Consider the following 24,744-nt stretch of genomic DNA (forward strand, 5'->3'; position numbering starts at 1 on the left):
GAAATCCCTCCTTTACTATGGAAACGGATGTGGATGTGGATTTAATCTTTCATTCGTTAAAGGTTCGTCTGTATATCCAAGTGTCATCGGTACGGTATATACCCGGTCCAGTCCTGTAACTCGAGTAAGATGGTGACCAAACGTCATCGGTAGCATGCCTGGAATAATAACTTTTACACAATGTAATCCATTCTTTTCTATGAGGGGAACGGTTTGATCTACAACGATTATTTCAAGATTAGATTGATGCAAACGATTTAAAAGTTGGTGGAGATCGGATGTTAAATCCATATCAAATGATTGTGATACATTCATTTCTTGGAACGTTTGCACCGGTGCATCTTCCCGTAAAAGGAAGTGAAGACGTTCTTCTGTTTCTTTCAATCCATACAGCATACTATGGTCTTCCATTTTATTAACGAAATAAGGATCTTGTAAGCATTTTTCGTAGTATTCTCTTTTGTGCTCGAGCTCATCGTCTGTTATAAGTAACATGCCTGCTATTTCTTGAATGGCGCTTTTTAAGGCTCGAATAGGATCTAAATGAGCGCCTCCTGCACAAACAACGTTCATTCCATTTTCACGCGTATTTTTTGCAATTACCCATAAGCTAGGAATGCCGTGTTCCATCGTCGCGTTAAAAGCGTGTAATTCATATCCGGTAATCGTACGTAACCGCTGAATCATTAATTGTAATTCTGTATCATTTGCTGAATTAAGATCCAGGCGGGGAAGAGGTAATTCGGCATACCAAGTGAGTAAGAAGGCATCACGCTCTACAATTTCTAAAATGCCGTGAAAAATCGCTTCTTCTAAACTACCGCCAATTGCACATCCATTTGATGTTTCATACACGAAAGCATCTCGATGACCGAGGCTATAATAAGCAATTGATTCAGGAACTAAAAGCGGTCTGTTTTGTGATAAAGAATATCCCCATACCCAGTTTTGCTCATAATCAGGATCAAACGGCTTGAATGGAAAGTTATCACGATTGTAATGTTCATTTGTATGGACACCGAGTGTGAGGGGATTTAGTGCATGTTCCTCTAAATCATGAAAACTACCATGCACATTTGTCTTTTTCCCTCGAGGCGACATACCGCAATATCGTTCTAAACCTTCTAAAATAGCAGTTGCTTCACTCACTGCAAATGAATGAGTTCGTCCCGCAACACCTTCATTTCCGAACATTAATGGCATGTTTATAATGACGTCAGCGAATGGTAATACAGAATGCTGCATTTTTCCGTTCAACATACCGACCCGATAATCTAAATAGTCTCTCGTTAAAAATGTGTTTAGCTCATGAATGGAACGGCAGCGATACGTTTCGGTGCTTACTTTTAAACTCGGTTGTAAAGAAACTTCCGCCGCATCCGCAGTATCATCAGGTAAATTACTACATACAGGACAGAGAGGATCTGGAAGAAAAGAATGCCGCGTACATTGTAATGTTTGTAAGTTTAGTAAAATAAGTTCATTTTCTAAAGAAGAATGGTTATGAGTTAATATTTTTCCTGTTTCTGCGCAAATAAGATGGCACATTTGCAACATTCCATTTTGGGTGGCACGTACGTCACGTCTCGTTACATTATCTGCTTTAAAGGCATATTTCCGCTGTAGTTCCCACATTTCTTTTTGATCAAAGCCAGCGATAAAACGGCGTCCATCAGAACAATGGGAACATCCAGGCGTAAGAGGATGAATGTAAGGACCGATAATACCTTCGCCAAATGAAGTAAAACCACGAAGCCATGGAATATGATTTGAGCGAAAAATAAGTTCGGCATCATGATGAATAGTAGAAGGAGATCCGTCATGTAATACGAGAGCGAGATGAATATTTTCAGGAAGTTCTTCTGTAAGGGTCTGCTGACGAATGATGGAATATTGTTTGCATAATTGATCATGTACATAGTCTGCAAGAAGGCCATCTCCTATAAGCAATATATTTTGAATCATAAACCGTCCTCCTTTGCAATTAATACCCCATACACACCGTCTAGGTTTTCTTTTAAAAATGGTTCGATTGCTAAATCGAACACGAAGGGATAAAAATTATGTTCTTCTAAATGCTGTAAGGCAAGCTGTAAAGATTGCACACTTGGAATTTCTTCTTCCGCTTGTATTTCCACTCTAAAAGAATCCGTGTCATATAAAATAATAGAGGATTCAGGCAAGATATTAGCTCTGTAAGGAATTTCTTCATTTTGAACGTGAAAGAGTGATAGTTGTAGTGCGTTTCGTAACGCTAACGTCATATTAATATTAGATGCACCGTACCATCTATCATTTATACCAACCCAAACGACTGGAAAACTGAGAATCTCTTCACTCATTGCGATTTTAGGTGTTTCATGGATTGTAGAGAGAGCATCGTAATAAAATTTACAATGTTTATCTTGAATATCAATTAAATCAACAGTTGTAAGTTCCTCTAGAATATGTGACTGCCGCTCATACAGTTTATTGTTTAAATGTTGTTGTAGTGCCCGGTAAAATCCTTCTGTCATCGTTTCTCCAGCACCGATACCGATATTGTTATGTTCAGGAATAAGGCGGTGAATGATTTCTGCTACATATGTTTCAATTCCTGTTAAACCAGCTTCTCGGCGTGCTTCATTATGAGTCAATCCACTACGAGTCATAAGAGGCAGAAGGGGAGCTGGGCCATCTGATAGTGGAGTAGCTACTTGAATATAGCATTGTGATAATGGTAATTGATATGAATCTTGTTCATCCCATACATGGAATATACCGGCTTCTTTAGAAGTTAATGAATCGAAAAAGCGGAATACATCAGTTGAAGTATGTTGGCCATACCGATGCTCAAGTTTTTCAGAAATATTTTCTATCGTATCAATTGTAAAACTTTCATCAGTTGCAAGAGGGTGTTTTATAAAAGGATGCCACGTTCCTTCAAGTGTTTCATAGTTTAATAAAAAGAATTGTGATTCTTTTTCACGATATGAATCATCCGCGACATGTTTAAACAATTCAAAAACGATTACATTTGCTAACATGGCAGATGTAATTGGTGAGAAGGAATCCGATGAATTTTCATTTTGTAAAGTCGTTTCATGTAGCCGATGCCATGCGGATTCCCAGCATTCATCACGATTTTCTGTTACGACAGGTCCAGCTATACCGAGTGTTGATAAACAAATAGCTGGTATGAAATTCTTTTTCGTTTCTCTACAAATAGTGTGAACTGTTTTTAAACCGTCAATGTCTCCGTTTTGAGAAACATATAAAATCCAATCAAAAGGTTCGAATACTTCACGCAAGGGACGGTCAATTGTAGTATCGATTTCTTGAAGGAGTACACTGTTATCAACTTCATATGCACGTTCTATTAGCTCATGTATTCTGTCATAGTTTGTTTCATCCCGATCTGTAACGAGGTAATGAAATGTAGGTAAACCAGATTCTAATAAAGAAGAAACTAAGGAAGTGAGCATATCCCCAGAACCAAGTACAAGGACATTTGCTCCGCGGTATGTTTCAAACTTTAAAGCACCTGAATGAGAATCAGCTTCTAAAAATTCAATTTGTGAAGCATATCTGTCGAGTAATGTACTGTTTAATTCATGAGGTGCATCTTGATTTGCATCGCGAACGAAACCATTTTCATATAAAATCTCTCCAATTTCAAATACACGGTTTTGATAGGGGAGAGGGAGGCCATCGGTTATTTCGGCTAAAGAATAATTCCCGTTAAACATTGGCATTAATTTTTCAATCCAATCATAAATTCCATCACCGTCCATACGAAATGAACTGGCGTTATTTCGAAAATAGACACCCCCGTTTGAATCGGGGAGGAAGAAAGTATCCTTATTTACTTTAAGTTTTGCATGAATTGGAAGGTTATTCATTTTAATCCTCCTTACGTTTAGGCATACATTATTACCTTATGTCATGAAATTTGTCCCGTATGAACACAATAAAAAAAGGCTGTAGAATGATTCATTCTACAGCCTTTAATAGATTTTTAATCTATCAACCTTCTAATAATAATGACTTTGGATCTTCAAGCATATCTTTAACAGCAACAAGGAAGCTAACTGCTTCTTTACCATCAACAATACGGTGATCGTAAGATAAAGCAATGTACATCATTGGGCGGTTTTCCATACGCTCGTTATCAATTGCAACTGGGCGTACTTGGATTTTATGCATTCCTAAAATACCAACTTGTGGGCTATTTAGGATCGGTGTTGACATTAGAGAACCGAACACACCACCGTTTGTAATTGTAAATGTACCACCTTGTAGTTCTTTTAATGAAAGTTTGTTGTCACGTGCTTTTTTACCTAATTCACGAATTTCACTTTCAATTTCAGCGAAATTTAATTGGTTGGCATCGCGTACAACTGGAACAACTAATCCATCTGGAGCTGCTACTGCAATACCGATATCATAGAATTTTTTAATGATAAGCTCGTCACCTTGAATTTCAGCATTTAATAATGGGAATTGTTTTAATGCTGCAACAACTGCTTTTGTGAAGAATGACATGAAGCCAAGACGTACATCATGTTTTTTCTCGAAAGCATCTTTGCGTTCTTTACGTAATTCCATGATCGCACTCATATCAACTTCGTTAAAGGTTGTTAACATTGCAGATGTTTGTTGAACTTCTACAAGACGTTTTGCAATTGTTTGACGGCGGCGGGACATTTTCACGCGCTCAACTGGTTTTTCGAATTCCGTTTTTGCAACTGGAGCAGGAGCTGGACTCTTTGGAGCAGCTGGTGCTTCTTTTGGTGCTGCAGCATGAGCTTGTACATCATGTGGTCTCACGCGTCCAAGTGGGTCTGTGCTACGTACGTCGTTTAAGTCGATTCCTAATTCACGAGCCATTTTTCTAGCAGCTGGTGATGCGATAGGACGGTTTGTATTTGGTAACCCTTGTAGTGTTGCAGTTTGCTCAGCATTTGGTGCCGCAGCTTTCGGTGCTTCAGTCGTTTCTTGTTTTGGTTGCTCAGCCACTGGTGCAGGTGTACTTACTGCAACTGGTGCTCCATTAGCATCTAAAATTGCGATAGTTGCACCAACTTCAACTGTATCCCCAGGTTCGCCTAGTAACTTCGATACAATACCTGAATCTTCTGCAATGATTTCTACATTGACTTTATCAGTTTCAAGCTCAACAACGCTGCCACCTTTCTCAACTTTGTCGCCTACGTTGATAAGCCATTGTGAAATAGTTCCTTCAGTAATAGATTCTGCAAGCTCAGGTACTTTAATTTCGATCATTTTAAATGTCCTCCCCTTATTTGCCTAACGGTGTGTTTTTTCTTCTTTTGTCTTCGGTAATCTCCATTTGTTAGCCTGGCCTTGGGCAGAATATCTGCCCAAGGAACAAGCTAGAAAGCTTCATTGTTACTTTTTAGTTGCTGTAAACTTCAATTTCTTGTTTATCTTGACGGAAGTTATACTTCACATCTAAAGCATGTGCAACAATTAGTTCTTGCTCAGCTTTGTGAGCGAATGGATCGCCGCCAGATGGACTAGAGCGATCAGGACGTCCAATGTAGCCTGTTTTCACTTTATCTCCAGCAAGTTCGAACAGAATTGGAGCCATGTAATGCCATGCGCCCATATTACGAGGTTCTTCTTGAACCCAAATGATTTCTTCTAAGTTTTTAAAGCGTTTAATAATAGATTGAACTTTCTCAGCAGGGAATGGGTACAATTGCTCAATACGAACGACATGAACTTCGTCTAAGTTGTACTCATGTTTACCAGACTCGATTTCTGCTGCTAAGTCAATCGCCATTTTACCTGTGCTTAAAACAAGACGTTTTACTTTATTTGGTTTCATGCCAAGGTTTTCTTGTTCTAAAGCAGGTTGGAAACGTCCTTCGCTTAACTGACTAGCAGTTGAAAGCGTAAGTGGGTGACGTAATAAACTCTTCGGCGTCATCAATACTAATGGTCGAACAGCTTCTGTTCCTAAGATAGATGCTTGACGACGCAGGATATGGAAGTATTGAGCCGCGCTCGTTAAGTTTGCAACTGTCCAGTTATTCTCAGCAGCTAACTGTAAGAAACGCTCTGGACGTGCACTAGAGTGCTCTGGTCCTTGACCTTCATAACCGTGTGGTAATAGAAGAACTAAGCCAGATTTTTGACCCCATTTTGCTCTTCCAGCTGAAACATATTGATCAAATAATGCTTGCGCAGTATTTGAGAAGTCACCATATTGCGCTTCCCACATAACAAGAGTTTCTGGAGCGAATACGTTATAACCATATTCGTAACCAACAACAGCAGCCTCTGATAACGGACTGTTATGAACAGAGAATGAAGCATTAATGTTTGGTAAGCGATGTAATGGTGAATATGTTTCATTTGTATCAGTATCGTGTAATACGATATGACGGTGTGCGAATGTACCACGCTGTGAATCTTGACCAGTTAAACGAATTGGCGTACCTTCTTGTAAAATAGAAGCGAATGCTAATGATTCAGCAAGTGCCCATTCAATTTTGCCGTTCTCTTCAAGAGCATCTTTACGGCGCTCAAGAATTTTCTTCACTTTCGGATATACGTTAAAGCCTTCTGGCCAAGATAGTAGACCTTCATTAATTGCACGAAGTGAGTCAATCTCAACGCCAGTATCAATTGACTGAATACCTTTTGCAACAACATCTGGTACTTTAACGTGAATTGTTGCATCACTCGTATCAGCTGGTGGTACGAGTGCATAGTCGGATTTTAATTGCTCTTGTATAAACTGTGTAATTGTTTCAACCTCATCTGCATTTAGAACACCAGCAGCTTGTAATTGATCTGCATAAATTGCTCTTACAGTTGGATGGTTTTTAATTTTTTTGTACACTTGTGGTTGCGTAACTGCCGGGTCATCCATTTCGTTATGACCGTAGCGGCGGTAACCAATTAAATCGATTAAGAAGTCTTTTTTGAACAACATGCGATATTGAATCGCAAGGTTAGCAGCTGCAAGACAAGCTTCCGGATCATCAGCATTCACGTGAACAATCGGAATATCGAAACCTTTTGCAAGGTCACTTGAATATTTCGTAGAACGAGAATCATAGCTATCAGTCGTAAAACCAACTGCATTGTTTGCGATAACATGAATCGTTCCGCCTGTTTGATACGCGTTCAATCTGCTTAAGTTGAGTGTCTCAGATACAATACCTTGACCAGGGAATGCAGCATCACCATGAACTAAAATTACGAATGATTTTGAAGTATCTTGATCTGGAAGACCAGATTTTTTACGATTCTCTTGAGCCGCACGTGCGAAACCTTCTACTACAGGATTCACGAACTCAAGATGACTCGGGTTATTTGCTAATGTAACGCGAGTACTAACTTCTTCGTTACTAACGACTTGTTCTCTACCTAAATGGTATTTCACGTCGCCAGTCCAGCCAGAATTAGCCACTGCGCCTTCTATTTTTGCATGTTTGAACTCAGCAAACATGTGGCTATATGGTTTTTCTAATACGTGAGCAAGTACGCTTAGGCGACCGCGGTGAGCCATACCAATCATGACATCCTCTACGCCGTTCTTAGCACCTTCTAGAACAATTTCATCTAAAACAGGTACAAGCATATCAACGCCCTCGATAGAGAAACGTTTTTGCCCAACGAATGTTTTATGCAAGAATTGCTCGAAACCTTCAACAGCTGTTAAACGTTTTAAAAGAGCAGTTCGTTTTTTATTTGATAGTGGTTGACGCAATGAATTTGATTCCACCATTTGATGCAACCACGCGCGTTCTTCACTATCTTGTATATGAGAAAATTCATAAGCTAAAGATTTTGTATAAACGTCTTTTAATCTATGAATTACATCAAGTGCAGTGTGAATACCTTCTGGTGCATCTTGCCATACCGTTTTCGCTGGAATCGCTTTCAAGTCAGCATCGCTCAGTTCGTTCATTGCTTTCTCAAGAAGAGATTGTCCATTTGCAGCATCTTCCATCGGGTTGATGTGAGCCAACGTGTGCCCGAAAGAACGAATCTGCTCAACAAGTTGAACGACTTTAAGAATTTTTTCAATGTTACCTGTGTTTTGAGGAGAAAAATGTGTTGCTGTGTTGTCCCCTGTTACGACATCATCTTGAAACGAAGGAGCTCCAAAAATTTCAAAAAGCTCTTGTAATTCCGGATCAACAGAACCTGCTCCAGTTACGTAAAGATCATACTGCTCAATAACATAACCAAGGTTCGGACCGTGGAACTTGGCCCAAGGGTTTGTCGTTGTATTCTTCCTCGTCATTTGTTTAAACCTCCCAATGCATATAATCCTTTTCCATACAAAGGTGCATTTTGCTCTTTTTCAATAAGTAATGAATCAATAATCAATGTAAATGTTTTTCTTTACTCTTATGTTATTACAATAATTTACATAATACCAAACACTATTACTTATCTGTTTTGTAAAAAAACATTCACAATAACTTATCACCCAAGTTAATCTTTCATGTTATAAAGTAATTTTACAGAAAAATGGGGTGGATATATTTGGTATGCCTATACTAATAGCTATAATTGTTGCATTTAAATATAGGTATAATAGTTAGAATGTTTCGATAAAAACAGTTTGAATTATGTATATTGAAATAATAAGCGCTTTCATAGATATTATACAACAATATAACGGAATATAGTATAAAAAATAAAAAATTATGAATTTATCGTAAACTTTATTTAGATAGTGTTAAATATTGAAAGGAAAGTGAAGGATTTCTACAAAAAAAGTTGCTAAACATAAAAAATGCTCCATAAACAGTTAGTTTCTATAAATATGACGAAAAACACCGTAAAACAAATAACGCATTTCGTGAAATAAAGAAATAAATGAAATATTTTAAAAGGATAAAACAAATATGGAGATATTAAATTTTAAAAAAAGAAGTGAGGAGATATAGTAACAGTTATTTACAGTGTTCCGTGTTTCGCTTCAAAATAGACGTGCTGAAATTTAAAAAAGTTTCTTCTATATAAATAGCGTGAATAATAATCAAAATATATGTAAAGGGAACTTGACGTAAAGTTTACTTTACATATATACTCGGTATATGGAAGGAGGGAGAAATTTCCTTGGAAAATAAAATGGTCGAATACCGAAAAAAATTTGGACTATCTCAAGAAAAGTTGGCTGAGAAACTTGGAGTTTCCAGACAAACCATTATCTCAATTGAAAAAGGGAAATACGATCCATCACTTCCGCTAGCATTTGAAATAGCGAAAACATTTCAGACAACAATAGAACATGTATTTATTTATGAAGGAAAAGAAGAGGGGGAATAGGGATGAATTATTCACAAAAGTACTTTGTAATTATGGGGATTATTTTTCTATTTATGAGTGGATTTATGATATTAACAGGTATAATGACGCATTCTGCACCGCCAGCCATAACGTATCCATTGCTGGGGATGATGATTATGTGTTTCTGTCTAAGCTACTTGCATCCGCAATTTAAAGAAAAAGACGAGCGAATGAAACTGATTCGTTATAAAGGAATGTTTGTAACCTTTTTTGCATTAACGGCATATTATCTTCTTTTCTCTATCGGCTTAAACTTAAAAATACTTACACTATCAGCTACTGAATTATTGAATATACTTATGGCACTTACAATGAGTACCGTCTTTATCTCATTTGTTGTTTTAGCAAAAAGATATTAAGATGGAGGAGAGAAAGGAAGATTAACATATGCAAATGATGTATGCTTTTGGCATTGGGCTTGTATTATTTTTAGCCGTATTCTTATTTATTCGTAAAGACGTTCAAGGTGGGACGTTAACGAAGCGAGGATTTTATAAATTAATCGGCTGTTTAGTTGTTATGCTTATAGCAATTATTGTAATGATCGTATTAATTAATCAGTCACTATAGAATGTAAAAACGGAACCTTACTTCGGTAAGGTTTTTTTTATTATTAAACCTAAAAATTACCACCAAATCCATTTACCGTAAATAATTTGTGTTATATAATCCAATGAAATGATAGATAAGGAGTGTAGTATTTGAATAAAAGAACTATCTTCTATTTATTAACTTGTATACTACTGGTAGCTAGTACTACTTATATAATATGTAACAAAAGAGAACAAGTGCCACCTATATTAGTATGGGACGAACAAGAATACTATGTTACGAATGAACCTGTCAAAGTAGAAGAAGTTGGGCAAAAACTTGGCGAAGTAACAAAGAAAATTAAAACAAGTAAAAAACCTACTAAAAATAGAGAATCTAATACATTACAAGAGAAAACAGAAGTATTCATAATGATTGAGGAAGAAAAAAGTGATTACCCGCCTTTAATCATAAAGGAAGCTTATAGTGATGAATATAGGGTAGTGAGGCCGATGTTGAAGCAAGTATTATGATGAAAAGGAGGTTCATATGCAGACACTAACTCCGCATCCGTAGTCGTTAAGAAAAATATTTGTCTTTTTCCTCCTATCGGTGCCGCTTACATTTTGATGAATAGAGGAGCAATACAAAAGAGAGATTACATTTTATATTTATTATTTGCTACTATGAATATATCACTCTGGTTATCGCTTATGATTTTTGATCGGAGTATGTGGATGGTAGCAGGGCATTATGTGTTTGGAGCAGTTGTTGTTGTTTCGAATATGAATAAGAGATAAGCCAGCAACCTCAAAGTTGCTGGTTTTTATTTTGCTATTTATAATAAAGAAACAAATTTTTAATAGAGAGTAGTGGGCGTTATGAGATGGAAAGAGGGAACGTTTGAAAAAATAGACACGAATGACTCACCTGTTGAGCAACTTATAAACACGTTTAAGGAACAAAACTTAATTGGTGGAGCAATAATAAGCTGTTTTAAAGTGCATAACGAAAATTTTTTTAAAGAAATACCACATTCGAAAGATGGACATGAGCACTTCTTTAGAAGAATCTTCAACTCTTTAGACATAATCAATAACTTAGAAGAGTTAAAAATACATACATCAGACAAATATAAGTTTTGTTTTAAAGAGCAGCTCGCAGTCATGCTTGATGGTAGCATTGCTGCGCAAATTTTGTGGGGCGGAGCATATGAAGGGTTTAAGGAACGACCAGTTATCGCAAAACAATTAGCAGTCAATGTATGTCAATATATGTTCCAAGATCGATACGAAGATATTAAAGTGTTCGAAAGCTATCGCCCTTGGACAGATTGGTTTTACGATGTTGCGTGGGATGTTACTTGGATGGTGTTAGATAGTAGGGAACAGAAAATGTGGTTCATTTGTGCTACGGATACAGATTGATAGAAGCCGGGCCTTGTAGGAATGCTGCAAGGCCCTTTATCTTTTGGGAATTAATAGAAAACGAATCATATAAATGATATACTAAAAAATGTTTGTAATGTCAGTTTCATACTATTATATAATGCTGACTTACTAGAAAAGATAAGAGGAGAATGAGCGTGCAAAAGATAAAGAGATTATTGCTATTAATGATGGTAGTAGGATTAACAGCAGTTGTTTTAGCAGGGTGTGCAAATCCGAAAGATACTACAGAAGAATTTTTAACAGCGATACAAAAAGGTGATGTAGAAAAGGCTCGTACATTTGTTGAGAGTGACAAGGAATTTAATAAACTAAATGAAAAAACAGATGATGCTGAGGCAAAAGCAATGCTAAGTGCAATTACAAAAACCTTTAAATTTGAAAAGCTAGAAGAAGTATCGAAAAAGGATGACAAAGCAGAAGTGAAAGTGAAAATTACATCTGCTGATCTATCCGTTGCTGTAACAAAAGCAGTGGGAGAAGTTATGCCAATGGCGTTCGCTAGTGCCTTTAGTGAAGACAAAGAACAATCTGAAAAAGCAATCGAAAAAACAATGACATCAACTATCGTCAAAAACTTAGCAGATAAAGATGCAGCAATGGCAACTCGCGAAGTTACATTGAACTTAAAGAAAGACAAAGATGGCGACTATAAAATCGTTGCTGACGATAACTTGAAAGAAGTATTGTTTGCCAATGCGAAGTCTTTGGAGAAGATGTTTGGTGGGAAGTAATTGAATTAGATAAAAAGAGACACCATATCACGTAGAATGGTCATCTCCCTGTCAAGTAGACAGAAATAAAAAGAGTATTATGCCACGGCCTTTTCCCGATATTCTATCGGGGAAAGGCCGTGAAGTTTTTCTTGGAATCTTTCTGTATTATAAAATTGAATATATTCTTGAATTGCTCGGTAGGCCATTTCATATGTTTTTGGGCACACTAAATACAACTTCTCTGTTTTTAAATGTGAGAAGAATGATTCGATACACGCATTATCAAAACAGTTTCCACGTCTAGAATGACTACCGACAAATCCTAATTTCTCTAACTGTTTTGCGTAGGATTTAGATGTATATTGAAACCCTTGATCTGAATGGAAAAGGGGCTTAGTAGTTAATGACTTCCCTTCTAATTGACGTAATGTAGTTAAAACCAAATCTAAATCATTTCTTGAAGATAGCTTCCAGGCAACAATTTCATTGTTGTATAAATCTAACACAGCCGACAAATAGGCAAATTGTTCTCCGATTCGTACATAAGTAATATCTGTTACGAATTTTTGATTTTGCTTTTCAGCTTGAAACTCTCGATTCAAATGATTTTTAAATACCACAGATGTTTTTCTTCCATAAAACGGACGTTTTTTTCGAATGATAGATTGAATACCCAGCTCTCTCATAAGACGACGAACACGTTTATGATTCATTACCATTCCTTCTCGAGCCAAAGCACGAGTCATACGTTTATACCCATAGTAAGGGTGCTGACGATGAATAGATAAAATATGTTCTTTATGCCACATATCCCTTTTCTGACGTAAACGCTGCACGTTATGATATTTCCGCCATTTATAGTAGCCAGCCTTAGAAACTTCCGCGATTTGAAGCAACCATCGGAGTGGATAGGCTTGGCGTAATGAATCGATAAGAGAAAATCGTTCTTTCTTTAGGACCATTCCTTCCCGTGTAGATTTGGATTGCGCTTTTTTAAATACTCAACCTGTGCCTTCAAATAAGCATTTTCTTCTTCTAGACTATTAAAATTCTTTCGATTCCAGACACCACGTTGATCATCAAAGGACTCCCCTTGTTGCGCACGTTTTACCCACTCAATAATCTGGGCATCGCTCTTCACACCGAGTTGTTCACGAATTTCTCGCAATGATTTTCTCTCTTCTAATCGAAGACGAACTGCTTCTCGCTTTAGTTCTTCTGTATATTTTTGAAATGATTGTCCTTTTCTTGCCATAAAAAAATCCCCTCCAGATAAAACAGTATTGAGTCCATCATATCAGATGGACTCTTTTTTTACTGTCTACCTATAGGGGATAATACCAGAAGGTTGATATGGTGTCTCTTTTTTATGAACCTGGAGAGGTTTGAACTCAAGAAATTAATTCTATAAATTTTATATTATGATTTTTTGGTTTATGACATACAGCTAGTTGTAACAGAGGAGGTACTGTATTCTATGTTTTCTTATGCGGATCCTATAACGTAGAAAGGTAAAATTTCTGGACCAGATTTTAATTAGTGTTCCTTCAGCTTTAATGAGGAGGTGTACGAAGATGTTGTGACTATACCTGCTGGGTATTATTAATTGTGAAGTCAAATAAGAAAACAATTTATTAGAGGAAGATTAGTTAGTTTAAGTATCAGATTTAGGTGTTTAACAGGGGGTACTAATTAATTTCAGTTCTTTCATGAAAAATTATAGAAAAAGTATGGATAAACAAATTCTTGTTTTAAGTGAATTTTGTGAATGTGGGGGCTGCTTTAAATAAAGATGGTCAAACACTATGTAAATAATTAGGAATGTTAAAATATGCAAAATTGCATATTAAATATTTTAAATCTTATGCTAACCTTATAATGCGAAATATAACATTTGTTGGTAATTATTCATTTTTGAAAGATAAAAAATGAATAATTACAGTGAATTGTATACCACTGTCCTATAGTATAAACGATAATAACGAAAGCTATTTGAAGTCCTTTGAAGGAAATAAGTTATTGAAAAAAATTCCATATAGAAAATTTGTTGAAATTTCAGATGTAACAAATGTCATTTTATTTTTAATGTCTGATAAAAGCGATGCCATTAGAGGGCAAAATATTGTGGTTGACTATGGATATACAATTGTATAAATAAATCATCTTGGGAATTAAGGGTGTGGATAATGAGTTTACTAATTAAAGATTTAACAAAGAAATTTGACGAGCATGTTGCAGTGGATAATTTGAATATCGAGATACCAAAAGGTGAAATATTTGGATTCTTGGGCGGGAATGGAGCAGGTAAAACGACTACATTTCGAATGATACTTGGACTTTTATCGAAATCAAGTGGGACCATTTCATGGAATGGTAAACCTATAAATTATGGTGTTACAGATAAAATTGGGTATTTACCGGAAGAACGTGGTCTTTATGCGAAAATGACTGTCAAAGAACAAGTTAACTTTTTTGCAAAACTAAAGAACATGAAAAGTAAAGATGCAGAAAAAGAACTTCACTATTGGCTGGAGCGTTTTAATATTACTGAGCATCTGAACAAAAAGGTAGGAGAACTTTCTAAAGGGAATCAGCAAAAAATCCAGCTGATAACAGCGATTATACATAAGCCTGAACTCTTAATTTTAGATGAACCATTTAGTGGTTTAGACCCAGTAAATGTTGAAATGTTAAAAGACGCTGTTCTTGATATGCAAAAACAAGGGTCGTCAATTCTTTTTAGTTCACATCGTATGGAACATGTGGAAGAGTTATGCCAACACATTTGTATTATGCACAAAGGTGTACCTGTTGTTCAGGGTGACATTGCCAAAATTAAAAGTGATTTTGGTAAAAAGAACGTTGTAATCGTTGGCGATCATGACTTTGACCATTTGAAAGAAATAAAAGGTGTAGAAAGTATGAAGAAACGTAAAAATGCAGTTACTCTTAAAATTTCATATGAAGAAGTGTCACATGTTTTATTTAAAGAGATAACAAAATTAGGGTATGTTAAAAAGTTTGCAGTAGAAGAGCCTACATTAAATGATATCTTTATTGCGAAAGTAGGTGCACAAAATGAATAGTTTCTGGACAATTTTTTTACAAAACTATAAATCTAAAGTGAAATCAAAATCATATTTTGCTATTACAATAATAGTTTCTATGTTAATTATAGGATTGATGAATTTTGACAAGATTTATAACTTGTTTGCAGGTAACGAGGACGATCAAGTTGTTGTTGTTACAGAAAAAGAAGAATTATATTCAACCATTCATCAAGTGTTTAAAAATGTCGATAGTAAGATACAAGTTAAACGTAGCACGGATAAACAAAAAGCAGAATCAGGTGTTAAAAATGGTGATTATACATATGCAATCGTTGTAGAGGAATTGAATAATAAACAATTAAAGGCTACGTATATAACTGAGACGGATGTAAATCAGCAAGATGTTAGCAAGGTTCAAACGATTTTATCTCAAATACAATCTTCTAATTTCGCCCAGCAATTGAATCTATCTCAAGATGAATTAAAGGTGTTAACAACGCCAGTAGAAATTCATACCAAAACGGTTTCAGATAAGGTTAAAGATGGAGAACATACTGAGGGTGTAGGGATTTTAATTAATGTCTTTATCATGCTAAATTATCTAATGATATTAATGTATGCTGCACAATTAGCAACAGATGTTGCAACAGAGAAATCTTCTCGTGTTATGGAGTTAGTTGTTTCAAGTATTTCGCCTACCAAACATTTATATGCAAAGCTATTCTCAACATTATTGGCTGGTATTACGCAAATCATAATTTGGGGCTTGGTCGCAACTGTTGGATATAAAACAGCAATTAATGATTCGAAAAATGATATTTTAAATAGTATTGATTTAAATTCTGTTGCTCCAACTCTAGTGTTTTATGGGATTCTATTCTTCACATTAGGATTCTTATTATATGGCTCATTATCTTGTCTATTTGGCTCTATCATTACGCGTATAGAGGAATCTTCTCAAGCTGTTATGCCGCTGATGTTTATGTTACTTGCTGCTTTGTATATAGCAATTTATGGAATGTCAAACCCAAGCAGCATGGTTGTTACCATTACTAGTTATGTACCTTTCTTCACTCCTATTGTTATGCTTGTACGAATTGGATTCCTCAATATCCCAGTATGGGAGATTGCGCTTGCATTAGCAATTCTAATTGCAACAATATGTATGATGATTGGTTTAACGAGTCGTGTTTACCGCGGTGGCGTATTAATATATGGTAAAGGTGCATTTAGTAATATCAAAAAGGCAATCAAATTAGGGCGAAAATAGGATTCGTCTATTCATTTCTAAACTTAAATTTACAAAGATCTGCATAGTTAAACTGTGTAGATCTTTTTTGTTGAGAAATTTATATAAATAAATATAAAAATTGCTGTATTAGGCTATTTTTCAAAGAGAATTTTAAAAAGCTCCCAAAAGAGAGTAAAGAATCGAGTTCTAGCGAACAACGTAGAGCGATAATTAATATAATTTATGTCTTTCTCCAAAATGGAGAAAAGAAGTAGGGAAAAATTTAGTTTTAATAATAATCATTTATTTGCTACATAAAGAAAACCCCTTGACTATCAAGGGGTTTTTCATATGACCCCGGAGAGGCTCGAACTCACGACCTCCACCCTGTCAAGGTGGCGCTCTCCCTGCTGAGCTACGGGATCCCAACTATAAATGTTACCATCAGCAATGTATTTTCATTTCATTCGTGTAATCGGAGAATTTGTACAATTTGTTGAGTATTGTAACATTTGATGTATTCCTATAATAGCAACAAACTTTAATGGTGTAAAGGTTTAATTTTCCGAATATTCATATTCTAATTTTTGTATAAAAAAATAAGCCCCGAAGAGCTTATTTTAATAATAATATCAACGCAATTATCAATGATATTTTCAAAAATACAATCATAAATAATGGAGCTTGTTCATAAGCTATCGTCCTGTAACTGTCATTCCTGCTGTGTAAATTGTATCAATAGAACCGTCAGCGCCTTTTATTTCGACTTTATAACGATATGTTCCATCTTCATAAATATCATCGCCATATCCTGTGAAAGTTGCAATTTCATCATTGCTTCCAGCTGGGACCCATTGATTTTGCCAACGGAAGTTGGTTTCAAATTCTCCCCATCTATCGCCATATTTCTTTTCAAGGCTGACATTGTAATGAATTTCTTCAGCTCGGTCATTTGTAATTCTTGCAATTACGCTGTTACCAAAAGTAACTTGTGTAGAGTGTACCTGAACTGTAACACCGTTCACCGTTTCACCAGGACCACAAATGTAATGACAACCATCCCATTCGTCAGCATGTGCTTTTGGTGTATCAATGTTCATAACCGTTAAACCGCCTAAAGCTAATGCGCCAGTTAATAATACTTTACAAAATGTTTTCACTTGAAATTCCCCCTAAGTATATTCTCAATTCGTTCGATAGATATCACATTAATCTAATGGAACGTTTTTTCCTTAAGTGTATTCGCTATGAATCTTTCATCTTGTAGTAATCTAATCACTACATAAAATTTCATAGTTTTGATTCCATATATGTATCATGATTTACATAGAACAAATCTGTTAATACGTTTTGGTTATTTGCTTATCCCACTACTTTTATTACCTTTTATTGGTAAAACGTTGATTTAATTATATACCATTATTATCTATTTACAAGAGAAAACAATACTGTATGCAAAAATGCATAATACAAGCAGTGTTGGGTTTCGATTAATATTTGAGTGGAATCTAATGCTAATTTTTTATGTTTAACAGTATAAATCTATCAATGTTTATTAAAGTCATAATTGATAAACATTGTCCAGGGGGCGCCCTTCATGCTGAGATACAGGATCTTCAAAAGGGAAAGTATAAGCGATTATGCTCGTAATGTATGAAGGGATAATGATGAGAAGAAAATTCAGTAGAAAATAGTTTTTGAATGTAGCTGTTATATTATTTCCGGTATTTATCTAAAGGATTTTCATCGCTTAAATCAACAATTAAAGGGCATAAAAATAACAGTGGTAAAGCGGCGTTAGCTTGATGAAAAGTATCATTAGACATATATTGCCTCCCAAAACAATACGGACAATCTTTTTCAAATGTCACGAGTATCGACCATATGTCTTTTACTTTCCACTTCTTTTTACAATACGTACAACGCGCCATTGAGTTCCTCCTCAGTTTAAGGTGTTTTCTAATATATTCTACTTTATTGTACGAAAGTCATTTGAATTTGATGTGGTAAAATGCAAAACAAGCCTAACCTCGTTCTACACTTAGGGAGGGGTTAGGCTTGTTTTAATTCCGTTCAAAGCCTCTTTGTATCAGGCCGTTTATACATTGCCTAGATAGCTTCGCGTTAAATTCGGGAGAATAATTTTTCCATCTTTACTGTATTTTTCGAATAGCTCTGATAGGAGAAAAATAAAGTTTTTATACTGTTCGTCATTTTCTTTCGGAGCATAAGACGCTGATAGATTTCTTCCCAAAAACCCTTCATAATCAAAAAGTAAATCATTTTGATATTCTTTAAACTCATACTTTCCATCTTTAAAAAAGCTGTTAAATACTTCTGGAGTTTCATCTATTCCACCGCTAAAGCCTTTAAAGTTTGGGCAGGTTTTCTGGCAAATTTCTGCATTCTCTTTAATAAGTGGACTAGTTAAATCTCTGCTATTCCAAACAAGTGCAACATTTGCTTTTTGTTTTAAAATTCGTTGGCATTCGATTTTGAAAGCTTCTTTATCAAACCAATGAAATGCTTGGGCAACAGTTACTAAATCTACACTATTTTCTTTTAAAGTGGTATTTTCAGCAGTTGCTTTTATGGATTGAAAACGAGAATATAGTTTTAACGATTGCTCAGCCATCTTCCTCATATCATCATTTGGCTCAACTCCAATAACATGTAAACCACTTTCAAGCAGCTGGCGGCTAAATATCCCCGTACCTGAACCAATATCAGCCACAATCCGATTCCCTTTCACTTGGTTAGCTGGAAGCAAGTAATCAATATATTCATTAGGATAACTAGGGCGATATTTTGCATACATATCGGCCCTGTCAGTAAAATTTTCTGTTGTTTTCACAGCACTACCTTCTTTCTTCCGATATTATGTACAGAAATAGAAATTAAATATGAATTCCGGCATTAGTCTTTAAGTCTACCACTTAAGAGTCCAGCTAAATAGAAGGCCTCAGTTTCTTTATTCAAATATCCTTTATCCGTTTAGTATACTATTTTAGATAATATCTTCCAAAAGTTTATAATGGCTTACTCAACTAAACCCACATAACTGACGTTGTTTAAACAACGTCAATTATGTTTTAGACTGTATGTTTTTATGAATTTATTTAATAATGTATGAGCAATTGTATGTCGTATTACGTTTACATAGGTAAGAGATTTTCATTTTTGCTATTTAAATTGGCCAATATATCCTTTTTACAATTTACTGAAAATCATGTATAACAGAGATACATGATTATTTTATCTCGCTATTTGCGGGCAGTAAGATCCCTTACCTCGAAATTCAGCAAAAGTAAAGAAGTTAGGTTCGGGTCGGAATGCCCGTAAAAGTCCGATTCGTGAGGGTTGATGAAAGTTTCACTTTATAAATATTCAGAAGTAGAGGGAGAAAAGTTGTAATGGTAAGAAAAACGTTCAAGATGCGCGTGTCTAAAAATAGAACGATTTCGATTAATGGATCGATTCTTGATGTGGATGTTACACATGATGAATTTTTACAAGAGTTTGTTGAGTGGGTTGATTCTAAAGGTTGGTCGTTTATGGGAATAACAGATGAGATTACGCCCGAGGAAGCTAGTCAAAAGTTAATAGATTCGTTGATTGATGAGAAGGATAAGAAAGAGTAATTCCTTCTTATTTTTATTGTATATTTATGTTCTTTATCGTAAAAGTATGATATAGTAAAAAATAGTGAAATTTCTTCCAATATAATACAAATCACATATGATTGGTAGATTTATTATTTTGTTAAGGAGTAAATGGAAAAGGGAGAGTCATATGGTAAATTTTAAGAAAATTTTGGTTTTTATTACAGTTATTTGTTCGTTTTTTTTGACGCCCATAACATTGCGTGCTGAGACGAATATTGGAGTAAATCCAGAACAAGTTGCACCACCACCTGCGGAAGGACCGAATGTTTTTAGTCAGTTTGCAACGACAATTGATGCGAAAACAGGAGATGTTTTGTATGATAAAAACGCATATCACCGAGCATATCCTGCTAGTACGACGAAGGTGTTAACAGCGATTTTACTCATGGAGCATACAAAGCCAGAGGACCAATTTACATTTTCACAATTAGCATTAGATCAAGAGAAGAGTAATTATCAAATTGAGTTTCAACCTGGAGAGACAATTAATAGAAATACTGCGCTTATGATTTTAATGGTGCTGAGTGCGAATGATGTGTCGTATGCGATTGCGGAGCGGATTGGCGGGAGTGTTGAGAATTTCGCTAATATGATGAATGAGAAAGCGAAGCAATTAGGAGCGAAAGATAGCCACTTTGTAACACCGAATGGATTGCATGATCCGAACCATTATACGACGCCGTATGATATGGCTATGATTACGAAGGGTGTGCAAAAGTATCCTGAAATTTTACAAGCGATGAATACGAAAAGAACGACAGTTACGACGTCTAGGCAGACGGTGTCTATTTTTAATAAATCTAATTTTTTTGAAAATCCATATAGCATTGGCGGTAAGACAGGGTTTACGAATGAAGCACGTAATACACTTGTTTTATTAAATGAGAAAGATGGAAATCGTATTATAAGCGTAGTAATGGCTTCTCAAAGACCTGAAATTTATGAAGATTTGAAGCAGATGGCGGAATATTCTTTCGGTCAATTTACGAAGCAAATGGTGCTTGATAAACATAATTGGCATCAAAAAACAACATATTTAAATAAAGATGTTAATTCTGAGTTGGAACAAAGTGCGGAGCTTATGCTTAAGAAAGATGAAGGGAAAAATGTGAAAACTATTTTCCGGGCGGCTTCATTAGATAAAGAATCTTTATATCATAAAGGAATACATCGTGGTGAGGTAGTTGGTGCAGTTGATATTACGAAAAATAATCAAACAATTGCGACGGTAAATGTTCTTTCAACAGAAGATGTCACTTTTACGATGCCTAAAAAAGATACAACTATGCCTGAAGTAAAAGACTCAAATGTGAAAGTAATAAGTGTTGGGATAGGTGCGATTATATTATTTGGAGCAATTTTATATGTAGTGTTGCGCCGAAATACAAAAGGAATGAAATCAGAAGGTAAATAAATTACTAATAAAAAGACTGTGTAAAATTTTGGCACAGTCTTTTTTCTATATTTTAAATAACTAATAATTGTAAATTTTCTTATTGCAATAACTTAAAGTTCGTTATATCATTTACTTGTGTTCTTGTTAAAGAACGTAAGCGGATATTGCATACTTCAAATAATATAAAACAACGGAGAGGGAGAGAGACGATGAAATTAATATGGAAGATAATTAGCAACGCGATCTCATTTGTTTTATTTGCATTGATGGTTTTTTTAGCTTTTGTAGTTATTTCTTCAAAAGCAAGCGGTGGTGATCCGACAGTGATGGGATATCAATTTAAGAGCGTTCTTTCAGGATCAATGGAGCCGACGTTTTTAACAGGATCAATCATTGCAATAGAACCAAACAAAGATGGTTCTAAATATCAAAAAGGTGATGTTATTACCTTTAAAGAGAAAGATCAAAAAATTATCACTCACCGTATTATCGGTGTGAAAGATACAAATGGAAAAGTAATGTATGAAACAAAAGGGGATAACAACAACGGACCAGATTTAGAGCCAGTACTTGCAGAAAATGTAGTTGGAAAGTATGCAGATATTACAGTTCCGTATGTTGGTTATTTACTGAATTATGCGAATTCAAAAGCGGGAGCAGCATTACTTCTTATTATTCCAGGAGTCTTTTTACTTGGGTATTCCGCGATTTCTATTTTTGGTGCTATTCGTAGCATTGACGGAGAAAAGAAAGATAAAAAAGTAGAACAATCCGTCTAGTTCGTTTGGTTATACTTTCCGTTTAGGAAGTTAACAAATATATATTAAGGGGATATGGACATGACTTTAAAGAAAAAATTAGGAATGGGTATTACATCAGCAGTATTAGGAGCAGCTTTAGTTGGTGGAGGAACATTTGCATTTTTCAGTGATAAAGAAGTGTCAAATAATACATTTGCGGCTGGAACACTGGATTTAGCATTAAATCCATCAACAGTTGTTAACGTATCGAATTTAAAACCTGGGGATACAATTGAAAAAGAATTTAAACTAGAAAATAAAGGCTCTTTAAATATTAAAAAGGTTCTACTGAAAACAGATTATAATGTAGAAGATGTAAAGAAAGACAATAAAGATGATTTTGGTAAACATATTAAAGTAACATTCTTAAAAAATGTAGATAAGCATGAGACAATTGTGAAACAAACTACTTTAGATAAATTAAAAGGTGACACACTTACAGCTGTAGATAATGATTTATCGGCTTGGTTCTGGGATGAAAAAGGTATTTCAGCAGGTAAATCTGATAAATTCAAAGTGAAATTTGAGTTTGTTGATAATGGAAAAGATCAAAATCAATTCCAAGGCGACAAGTTACAATTAAATTGGACGTTTGATGCACAACAAACAGCAGGTGAAGAAAGATAATAAGAAAAAGGGCTATCACATGGATAGCCCTTTTTCTATTTTTCTAGTATTTGTCTATCAATTTTAATAGTTCTTTACTATAATATAGATAATGTTCTGTATAAAGAACGTAATGTTCGATGGGAGAGATTAAGATGCTGAAAAGACCGCGTAATTTTAAAAAGATGCTTATATTGCCGTGTATGTGTTCTATTACGTTTTATTTAGGATCTCAAATTATGACGCATACAGAAGCGGCGTTCATTCATGAAACGAAAGTAGAAGCGACGCTTTCTACAGCAATTATATTTCCGAAAACAGTTAATACGTTAAAAGAGCAATCTGAGAAACATAAACAGTTTATTGAGCGTGAGTATGGAACGATGAAGGGAAAATCGAAAGCAACTTCTATTGAAGAAATAAAACAGGCGATTTCTGTATGGCAACAAGGGCGTGAGAAAATTGTTGCTGAGAAGGAAGCCCTGCAAAATGTATATACTGAAATAGAAGCTCCTTACAATCAAATACAAGAAGAATTAAAGGTAAATAAAGATGAGTCGATGCAGCAAGTGTCCATATATGTAAATGAAGGCTTCCGCAGTATCAAAGAGAAGCGTGACTATATTGAGAAAGAAATTAGCTTGAAAGCTATTGATGAGCAAATTCAGGCTCTTCAGCAACAATTAAACGTTGCAATTGAAGCGGAAGGACAAAAGAAAGCCGAAGAACAGAAGAAAGTAGAAGAACAGAAGAAAGCCGAAGAACAGAAGAAAGTAGAAGAACAGAAGAAAGCAGAAGAACAGAAGAAAGTAGAAGAACAGAAGAAAGCCGAAGAACAGAAGAAAGTAGAAGAACAGAAGAAAGCAGAGGAACAGAAGAAAGTAGAAGAACAGAAGAAAGCAGAAGAACAGAAGAAAGTAGAAGAACAGAAGAAAGCAGAAGAACAGAAGAAAGCAGAAGAACAGAAAAAGCTAGAAGAGCAAAAGAAAGCGGAGTAACTGCTTTAGTGAAACAGCCGGAAAACAAGAATGTGGTGTAAGAGAGAGTGAACGAATAAGCAAGACTAGTAATATTTATACGAGTGTGAGGGAACGTTAGCCCTCACCTCTTTGTTTTTCTTTTTTCTTATAGTATTAAATGATTTGAGTGTGAAAAAAGTTATAAATTATCATTGTTTTTTTCTGAAAAGTCTAAATGATATTGAGAAATAAAAATAACTGAAAATATTAATAAATATGTGTTGTGTTTATATAGGGTTGTTCGTTATAATGAACATAAGGTTTTTAAAAAAGAACACATATTAGCTAAGCTAATATAGTTTTCTTTACATCTCTTATTGAAAAATAAGTGATAAAAATATAAAAAAAAGCTAGGGGGAATTGATTGTGAGTCTGAAAAAGAAATTAGGTATGGGAGTTGCATCAGCAGCATTGGGGTTAGCTTTAATTGGTGGAGGAACATTTGCATTCTTTAGCGATAAAGAAGTATCAAACAATACATTTGCAGCTGGGACGTTAGACCTTACATTAAACCCTAAGACGCTTGTAGATATTAAAGATTTAAAACCAGGGGATTCTGTTAAGAAAGAGTTCTTATTACAAAACAGCGGTTCGTTAACTATTAAAGACGTTAAATTAGCAACAAAGTATACTGTTAAAGATGCAAAAGGTGATAATGCTGGTGAAGACTTTGGTAAGCACGTTAAAGTAAAATTCCTTTGGAACTGGGATAAACAAAGTGAGCCTGTATACGAAACAACTTTAGCAGACTTACAAAAAGTTGATCCAGATCTTTTAGCTAAAGATATCTTTGCTCCTGAGTGGGGAGAAAAGGGTGGATTAGCAGCTGGTACAGAGGATTATCTATGGGTACAATTTGAATTTGTAGATGATGGAAAAGACCAAAATATCTTCCAAGGTGATACATTGAATTTAGAATGGACATTCAATGCTAACCAAGAAGCTGGGGAAGAAAAATAAT

The 24,744-nt window shown here is 35.2% G+C and carries 24 protein-coding genes and 1 tRNA gene; 16 read left to right on the forward strand and 9 right to left on the reverse strand.

From position 1 onward, the window contains the following. Positions 1-15 precede the first annotated feature (15 nt). From ACXKY9_RS05735 to odhA, 4 genes are all read right to left on the reverse strand, one after another. Positions 16-1,965, reverse strand: coding sequence for a TOMM precursor leader peptide-binding protein (locus ACXKY9_RS05735; protein ID WP_000615607.1), 1,950 nt, complete (start codon positions 1,963-1,965; stop codon positions 16-18). Continuing rightward, a complete protein-coding gene (locus ACXKY9_RS05740; protein ID WP_001061562.1) occupies positions 1,962-3,881 on the reverse strand; it encodes a putative thiazole-containing bacteriocin maturation protein in 1,920 nt (639 codons plus the stop codon). Before ACXKY9_RS05740 ends, ACXKY9_RS05735 begins: the two co-directional genes overlap by 4 nt. 124 nt (positions 3,882-4,005) lie before the next feature. Then, positions 4,006-5,265, reverse strand: a complete 1,260-nt coding sequence (gene odhB, locus ACXKY9_RS05745; protein ID WP_000569926.1) for a 2-oxoglutarate dehydrogenase complex dihydrolipoyllysine-residue succinyltransferase — start codon at positions 5,263-5,265, stop codon at positions 4,006-4,008. Between the two features lie 133 nt (positions 5,266-5,398). Beyond that, entirely contained in the window at positions 5,399-8,266 is a 2,868-nt protein-coding gene (odhA, locus tag ACXKY9_RS05750; protein ID WP_000197134.1) for a 2-oxoglutarate dehydrogenase E1 component, read from the reverse strand. An 824-nt stretch (positions 8,267-9,090) separates the two neighbouring features. Between odhA and ACXKY9_RS05755 the strand changes: the two genes are divergently transcribed. The 7 genes from ACXKY9_RS05755 (at position 9,091) to ACXKY9_RS05785 (ending at position 12,034) form a co-directional block, all read left to right on the forward strand. After that, positions 9,091-9,300 (forward strand): helix-turn-helix transcriptional regulator, encoded by a 210-nt coding sequence (locus ACXKY9_RS05755; RefSeq protein WP_000428506.1) that lies wholly within the window; start codon positions 9,091-9,093, stop codon positions 9,298-9,300. A 2-nt stretch (positions 9,301-9,302) separates the two neighbouring features. Beyond that, on the forward strand, positions 9,303-9,680 hold the full coding sequence (locus ACXKY9_RS05760; RefSeq protein WP_001109895.1) for a hypothetical protein: 378 nt from the start codon (positions 9,303-9,305) through the stop codon (positions 9,678-9,680). Positions 9,681-9,708: 28 nt separating this feature from the next. After that, positions 9,709-9,891: a DUF3976 domain-containing protein gene (locus ACXKY9_RS05765; protein WP_001178294.1), complete on the forward strand. Its 183-nt coding sequence runs from the start codon at positions 9,709-9,711 to the stop codon at positions 9,889-9,891. 131 nt (positions 9,892-10,022) lie between these two features. Continuing rightward, positions 10,023-10,385, forward strand: coding sequence for a hypothetical protein (locus ACXKY9_RS05770; protein WP_001042765.1), 363 nt, complete (start codon positions 10,023-10,025; stop codon positions 10,383-10,385). Positions 10,386-10,478: 93 nt separating this feature from the next. Continuing rightward, positions 10,479-10,652 carry a hypothetical protein gene (locus ACXKY9_RS05775; protein WP_153580444.1) on the forward strand — a complete coding sequence of 58 codons (174 nt, stop codon included), beginning with the start codon at positions 10,479-10,481 and terminating at the stop codon, positions 10,650-10,652. Between the two features lie 81 nt (positions 10,653-10,733). Then, positions 10,734-11,279 carry a hypothetical protein gene (locus ACXKY9_RS05780; RefSeq protein ID WP_001267329.1) on the forward strand — a complete coding sequence of 182 codons (546 nt, stop codon included), beginning with the start codon at positions 10,734-10,736 and terminating at the stop codon, positions 11,277-11,279. Positions 11,280-11,437: 158 nt separating this feature from the next. Further along, positions 11,438-12,034, forward strand: a complete 597-nt coding sequence (locus ACXKY9_RS05785) for a DUF4878 domain-containing protein (protein WP_001169504.1) — start codon at positions 11,438-11,440, stop codon at positions 12,032-12,034. A gap of 77 nt (positions 12,035-12,111) precedes the next feature. On the opposite strand, the gene ACXKY9_RS05790 is transcribed toward ACXKY9_RS05785, so the two are convergent. Continuing rightward, a protein-coding gene (locus ACXKY9_RS05790) for an IS3-like element ISBth8 family transposase (protein WP_087874946.1) occupies positions 12,112-13,271 on the reverse strand; the annotation gives its coding sequence in 2 pieces (ribosomal slippage) (positions 12,112-13,013 and positions 13,013-13,271; 1,161 coding nt in all). Positions 13,272-13,957: 686 nt separating this feature from the next. Between ACXKY9_RS05790 and ACXKY9_RS05795 the strand changes: the two genes are divergently transcribed. Genes ACXKY9_RS05795 through ACXKY9_RS05805 form a run of 3 tightly spaced genes read left to right on the forward strand, consistent with a single transcriptional unit; the run spans position 13,958 to position 16,336 of the window. Beyond that, the gene (locus ACXKY9_RS05795) at positions 13,958-14,170 is read left to right on the forward strand and encodes an SDR family oxidoreductase (RefSeq protein ID WP_228161125.1); all 213 of its coding nucleotides are present in this window, start codon (positions 13,958-13,960) and stop codon (positions 14,168-14,170) included. 32 nt (positions 14,171-14,202) lie between these two features. Then, the gene (locus tag ACXKY9_RS05800) at positions 14,203-15,102 is read left to right on the forward strand and encodes an ABC transporter ATP-binding protein (protein WP_000054715.1); all 900 of its coding nucleotides are present in this window, start codon (positions 14,203-14,205) and stop codon (positions 15,100-15,102) included. Beyond that, positions 15,095-16,336: an ABC transporter permease gene (locus ACXKY9_RS05805; RefSeq protein ID WP_001084161.1), complete on the forward strand. Its 1,242-nt coding sequence runs from the start codon at positions 15,095-15,097 to the stop codon at positions 16,334-16,336. Before ACXKY9_RS05800 ends, ACXKY9_RS05805 begins: the two co-directional genes overlap by 8 nt. A 313-nt stretch (positions 16,337-16,649) precedes the next feature. Here ACXKY9_RS05805 and ACXKY9_RS05810 read toward each other — a convergent pair. The 4 genes from ACXKY9_RS05810 to ACXKY9_RS05825 form a co-directional block, all read right to left on the reverse strand. Then, positions 16,650-16,722: transfer RNA gene (locus ACXKY9_RS05810), tRNA-Val, on the reverse strand. Between the two features lie 270 nt (positions 16,723-16,992). Further along, entirely contained in the window at positions 16,993-17,457 is a 465-nt protein-coding gene (locus ACXKY9_RS05815) for a hypothetical protein (protein WP_000846430.1), read from the reverse strand. A 555-nt stretch (positions 17,458-18,012) separates the two neighbouring features. Further along, positions 18,013-18,228: a hypothetical protein gene (locus tag ACXKY9_RS05820; protein ID WP_000090205.1), complete on the reverse strand. Its 216-nt coding sequence runs from the start codon at positions 18,226-18,228 to the stop codon at positions 18,013-18,015. Positions 18,229-18,395: 167 nt separating this feature from the next. Continuing rightward, entirely contained in the window at positions 18,396-19,151 is a 756-nt protein-coding gene (locus tag ACXKY9_RS05825; protein ID WP_000858666.1) for a class I SAM-dependent methyltransferase, read from the reverse strand. A 559-nt stretch (positions 19,152-19,710) separates the two neighbouring features. Between ACXKY9_RS05825 and ACXKY9_RS05830 the strand changes: the two genes are divergently transcribed. The 6 genes from ACXKY9_RS05830 to calY all read left to right on the forward strand — a co-directional run bounded on the left by ACXKY9_RS05830 (position 19,711) and on the right by calY (position 24,743). Then, entirely contained in the window at positions 19,711-19,938 is a 228-nt protein-coding gene (locus ACXKY9_RS05830) for a hypothetical protein (protein WP_000251856.1), read from the forward strand. Positions 19,939-20,089: 151 nt separating this feature from the next. Further along, positions 20,090-21,376 (forward strand): D-alanyl-D-alanine carboxypeptidase family protein, encoded by a 1,287-nt coding sequence (locus ACXKY9_RS05835; protein ID WP_000247031.1) that lies wholly within the window; start codon positions 20,090-20,092, stop codon positions 21,374-21,376. A 191-nt stretch (positions 21,377-21,567) separates the two neighbouring features. Then, on the forward strand, positions 21,568-22,137 hold the full coding sequence (gene sipW, locus ACXKY9_RS05840; protein ID WP_000767792.1) for a signal peptidase I SipW: 570 nt from the start codon (positions 21,568-21,570) through the stop codon (positions 22,135-22,137). A gap of 60 nt (positions 22,138-22,197) precedes the next feature. Then, positions 22,198-22,785 (forward strand): CalY family protein, encoded by a 588-nt coding sequence (locus tag ACXKY9_RS05845; protein ID WP_000172854.1) that lies wholly within the window; start codon positions 22,198-22,200, stop codon positions 22,783-22,785. Positions 22,786-22,919: 134 nt separating this feature from the next. After that, on the forward strand, positions 22,920-23,762 hold the full coding sequence (locus ACXKY9_RS05850) for a DUF4047 domain-containing protein (protein WP_015382237.1): 843 nt from the start codon (positions 22,920-22,922) through the stop codon (positions 23,760-23,762). A 387-nt stretch (positions 23,763-24,149) separates the two neighbouring features. Continuing rightward, the gene (gene calY / locus ACXKY9_RS05855; RefSeq protein ID WP_000053713.1) at positions 24,150-24,743 is read left to right on the forward strand and encodes a biofilm matrix protein CalY; all 594 of its coding nucleotides are present in this window, start codon (positions 24,150-24,152) and stop codon (positions 24,741-24,743) included. Position 24,744: the final 1 nt, after the last annotated feature.

This window comes from Bacillus sp. 2175, assembly GCF_057812155.1.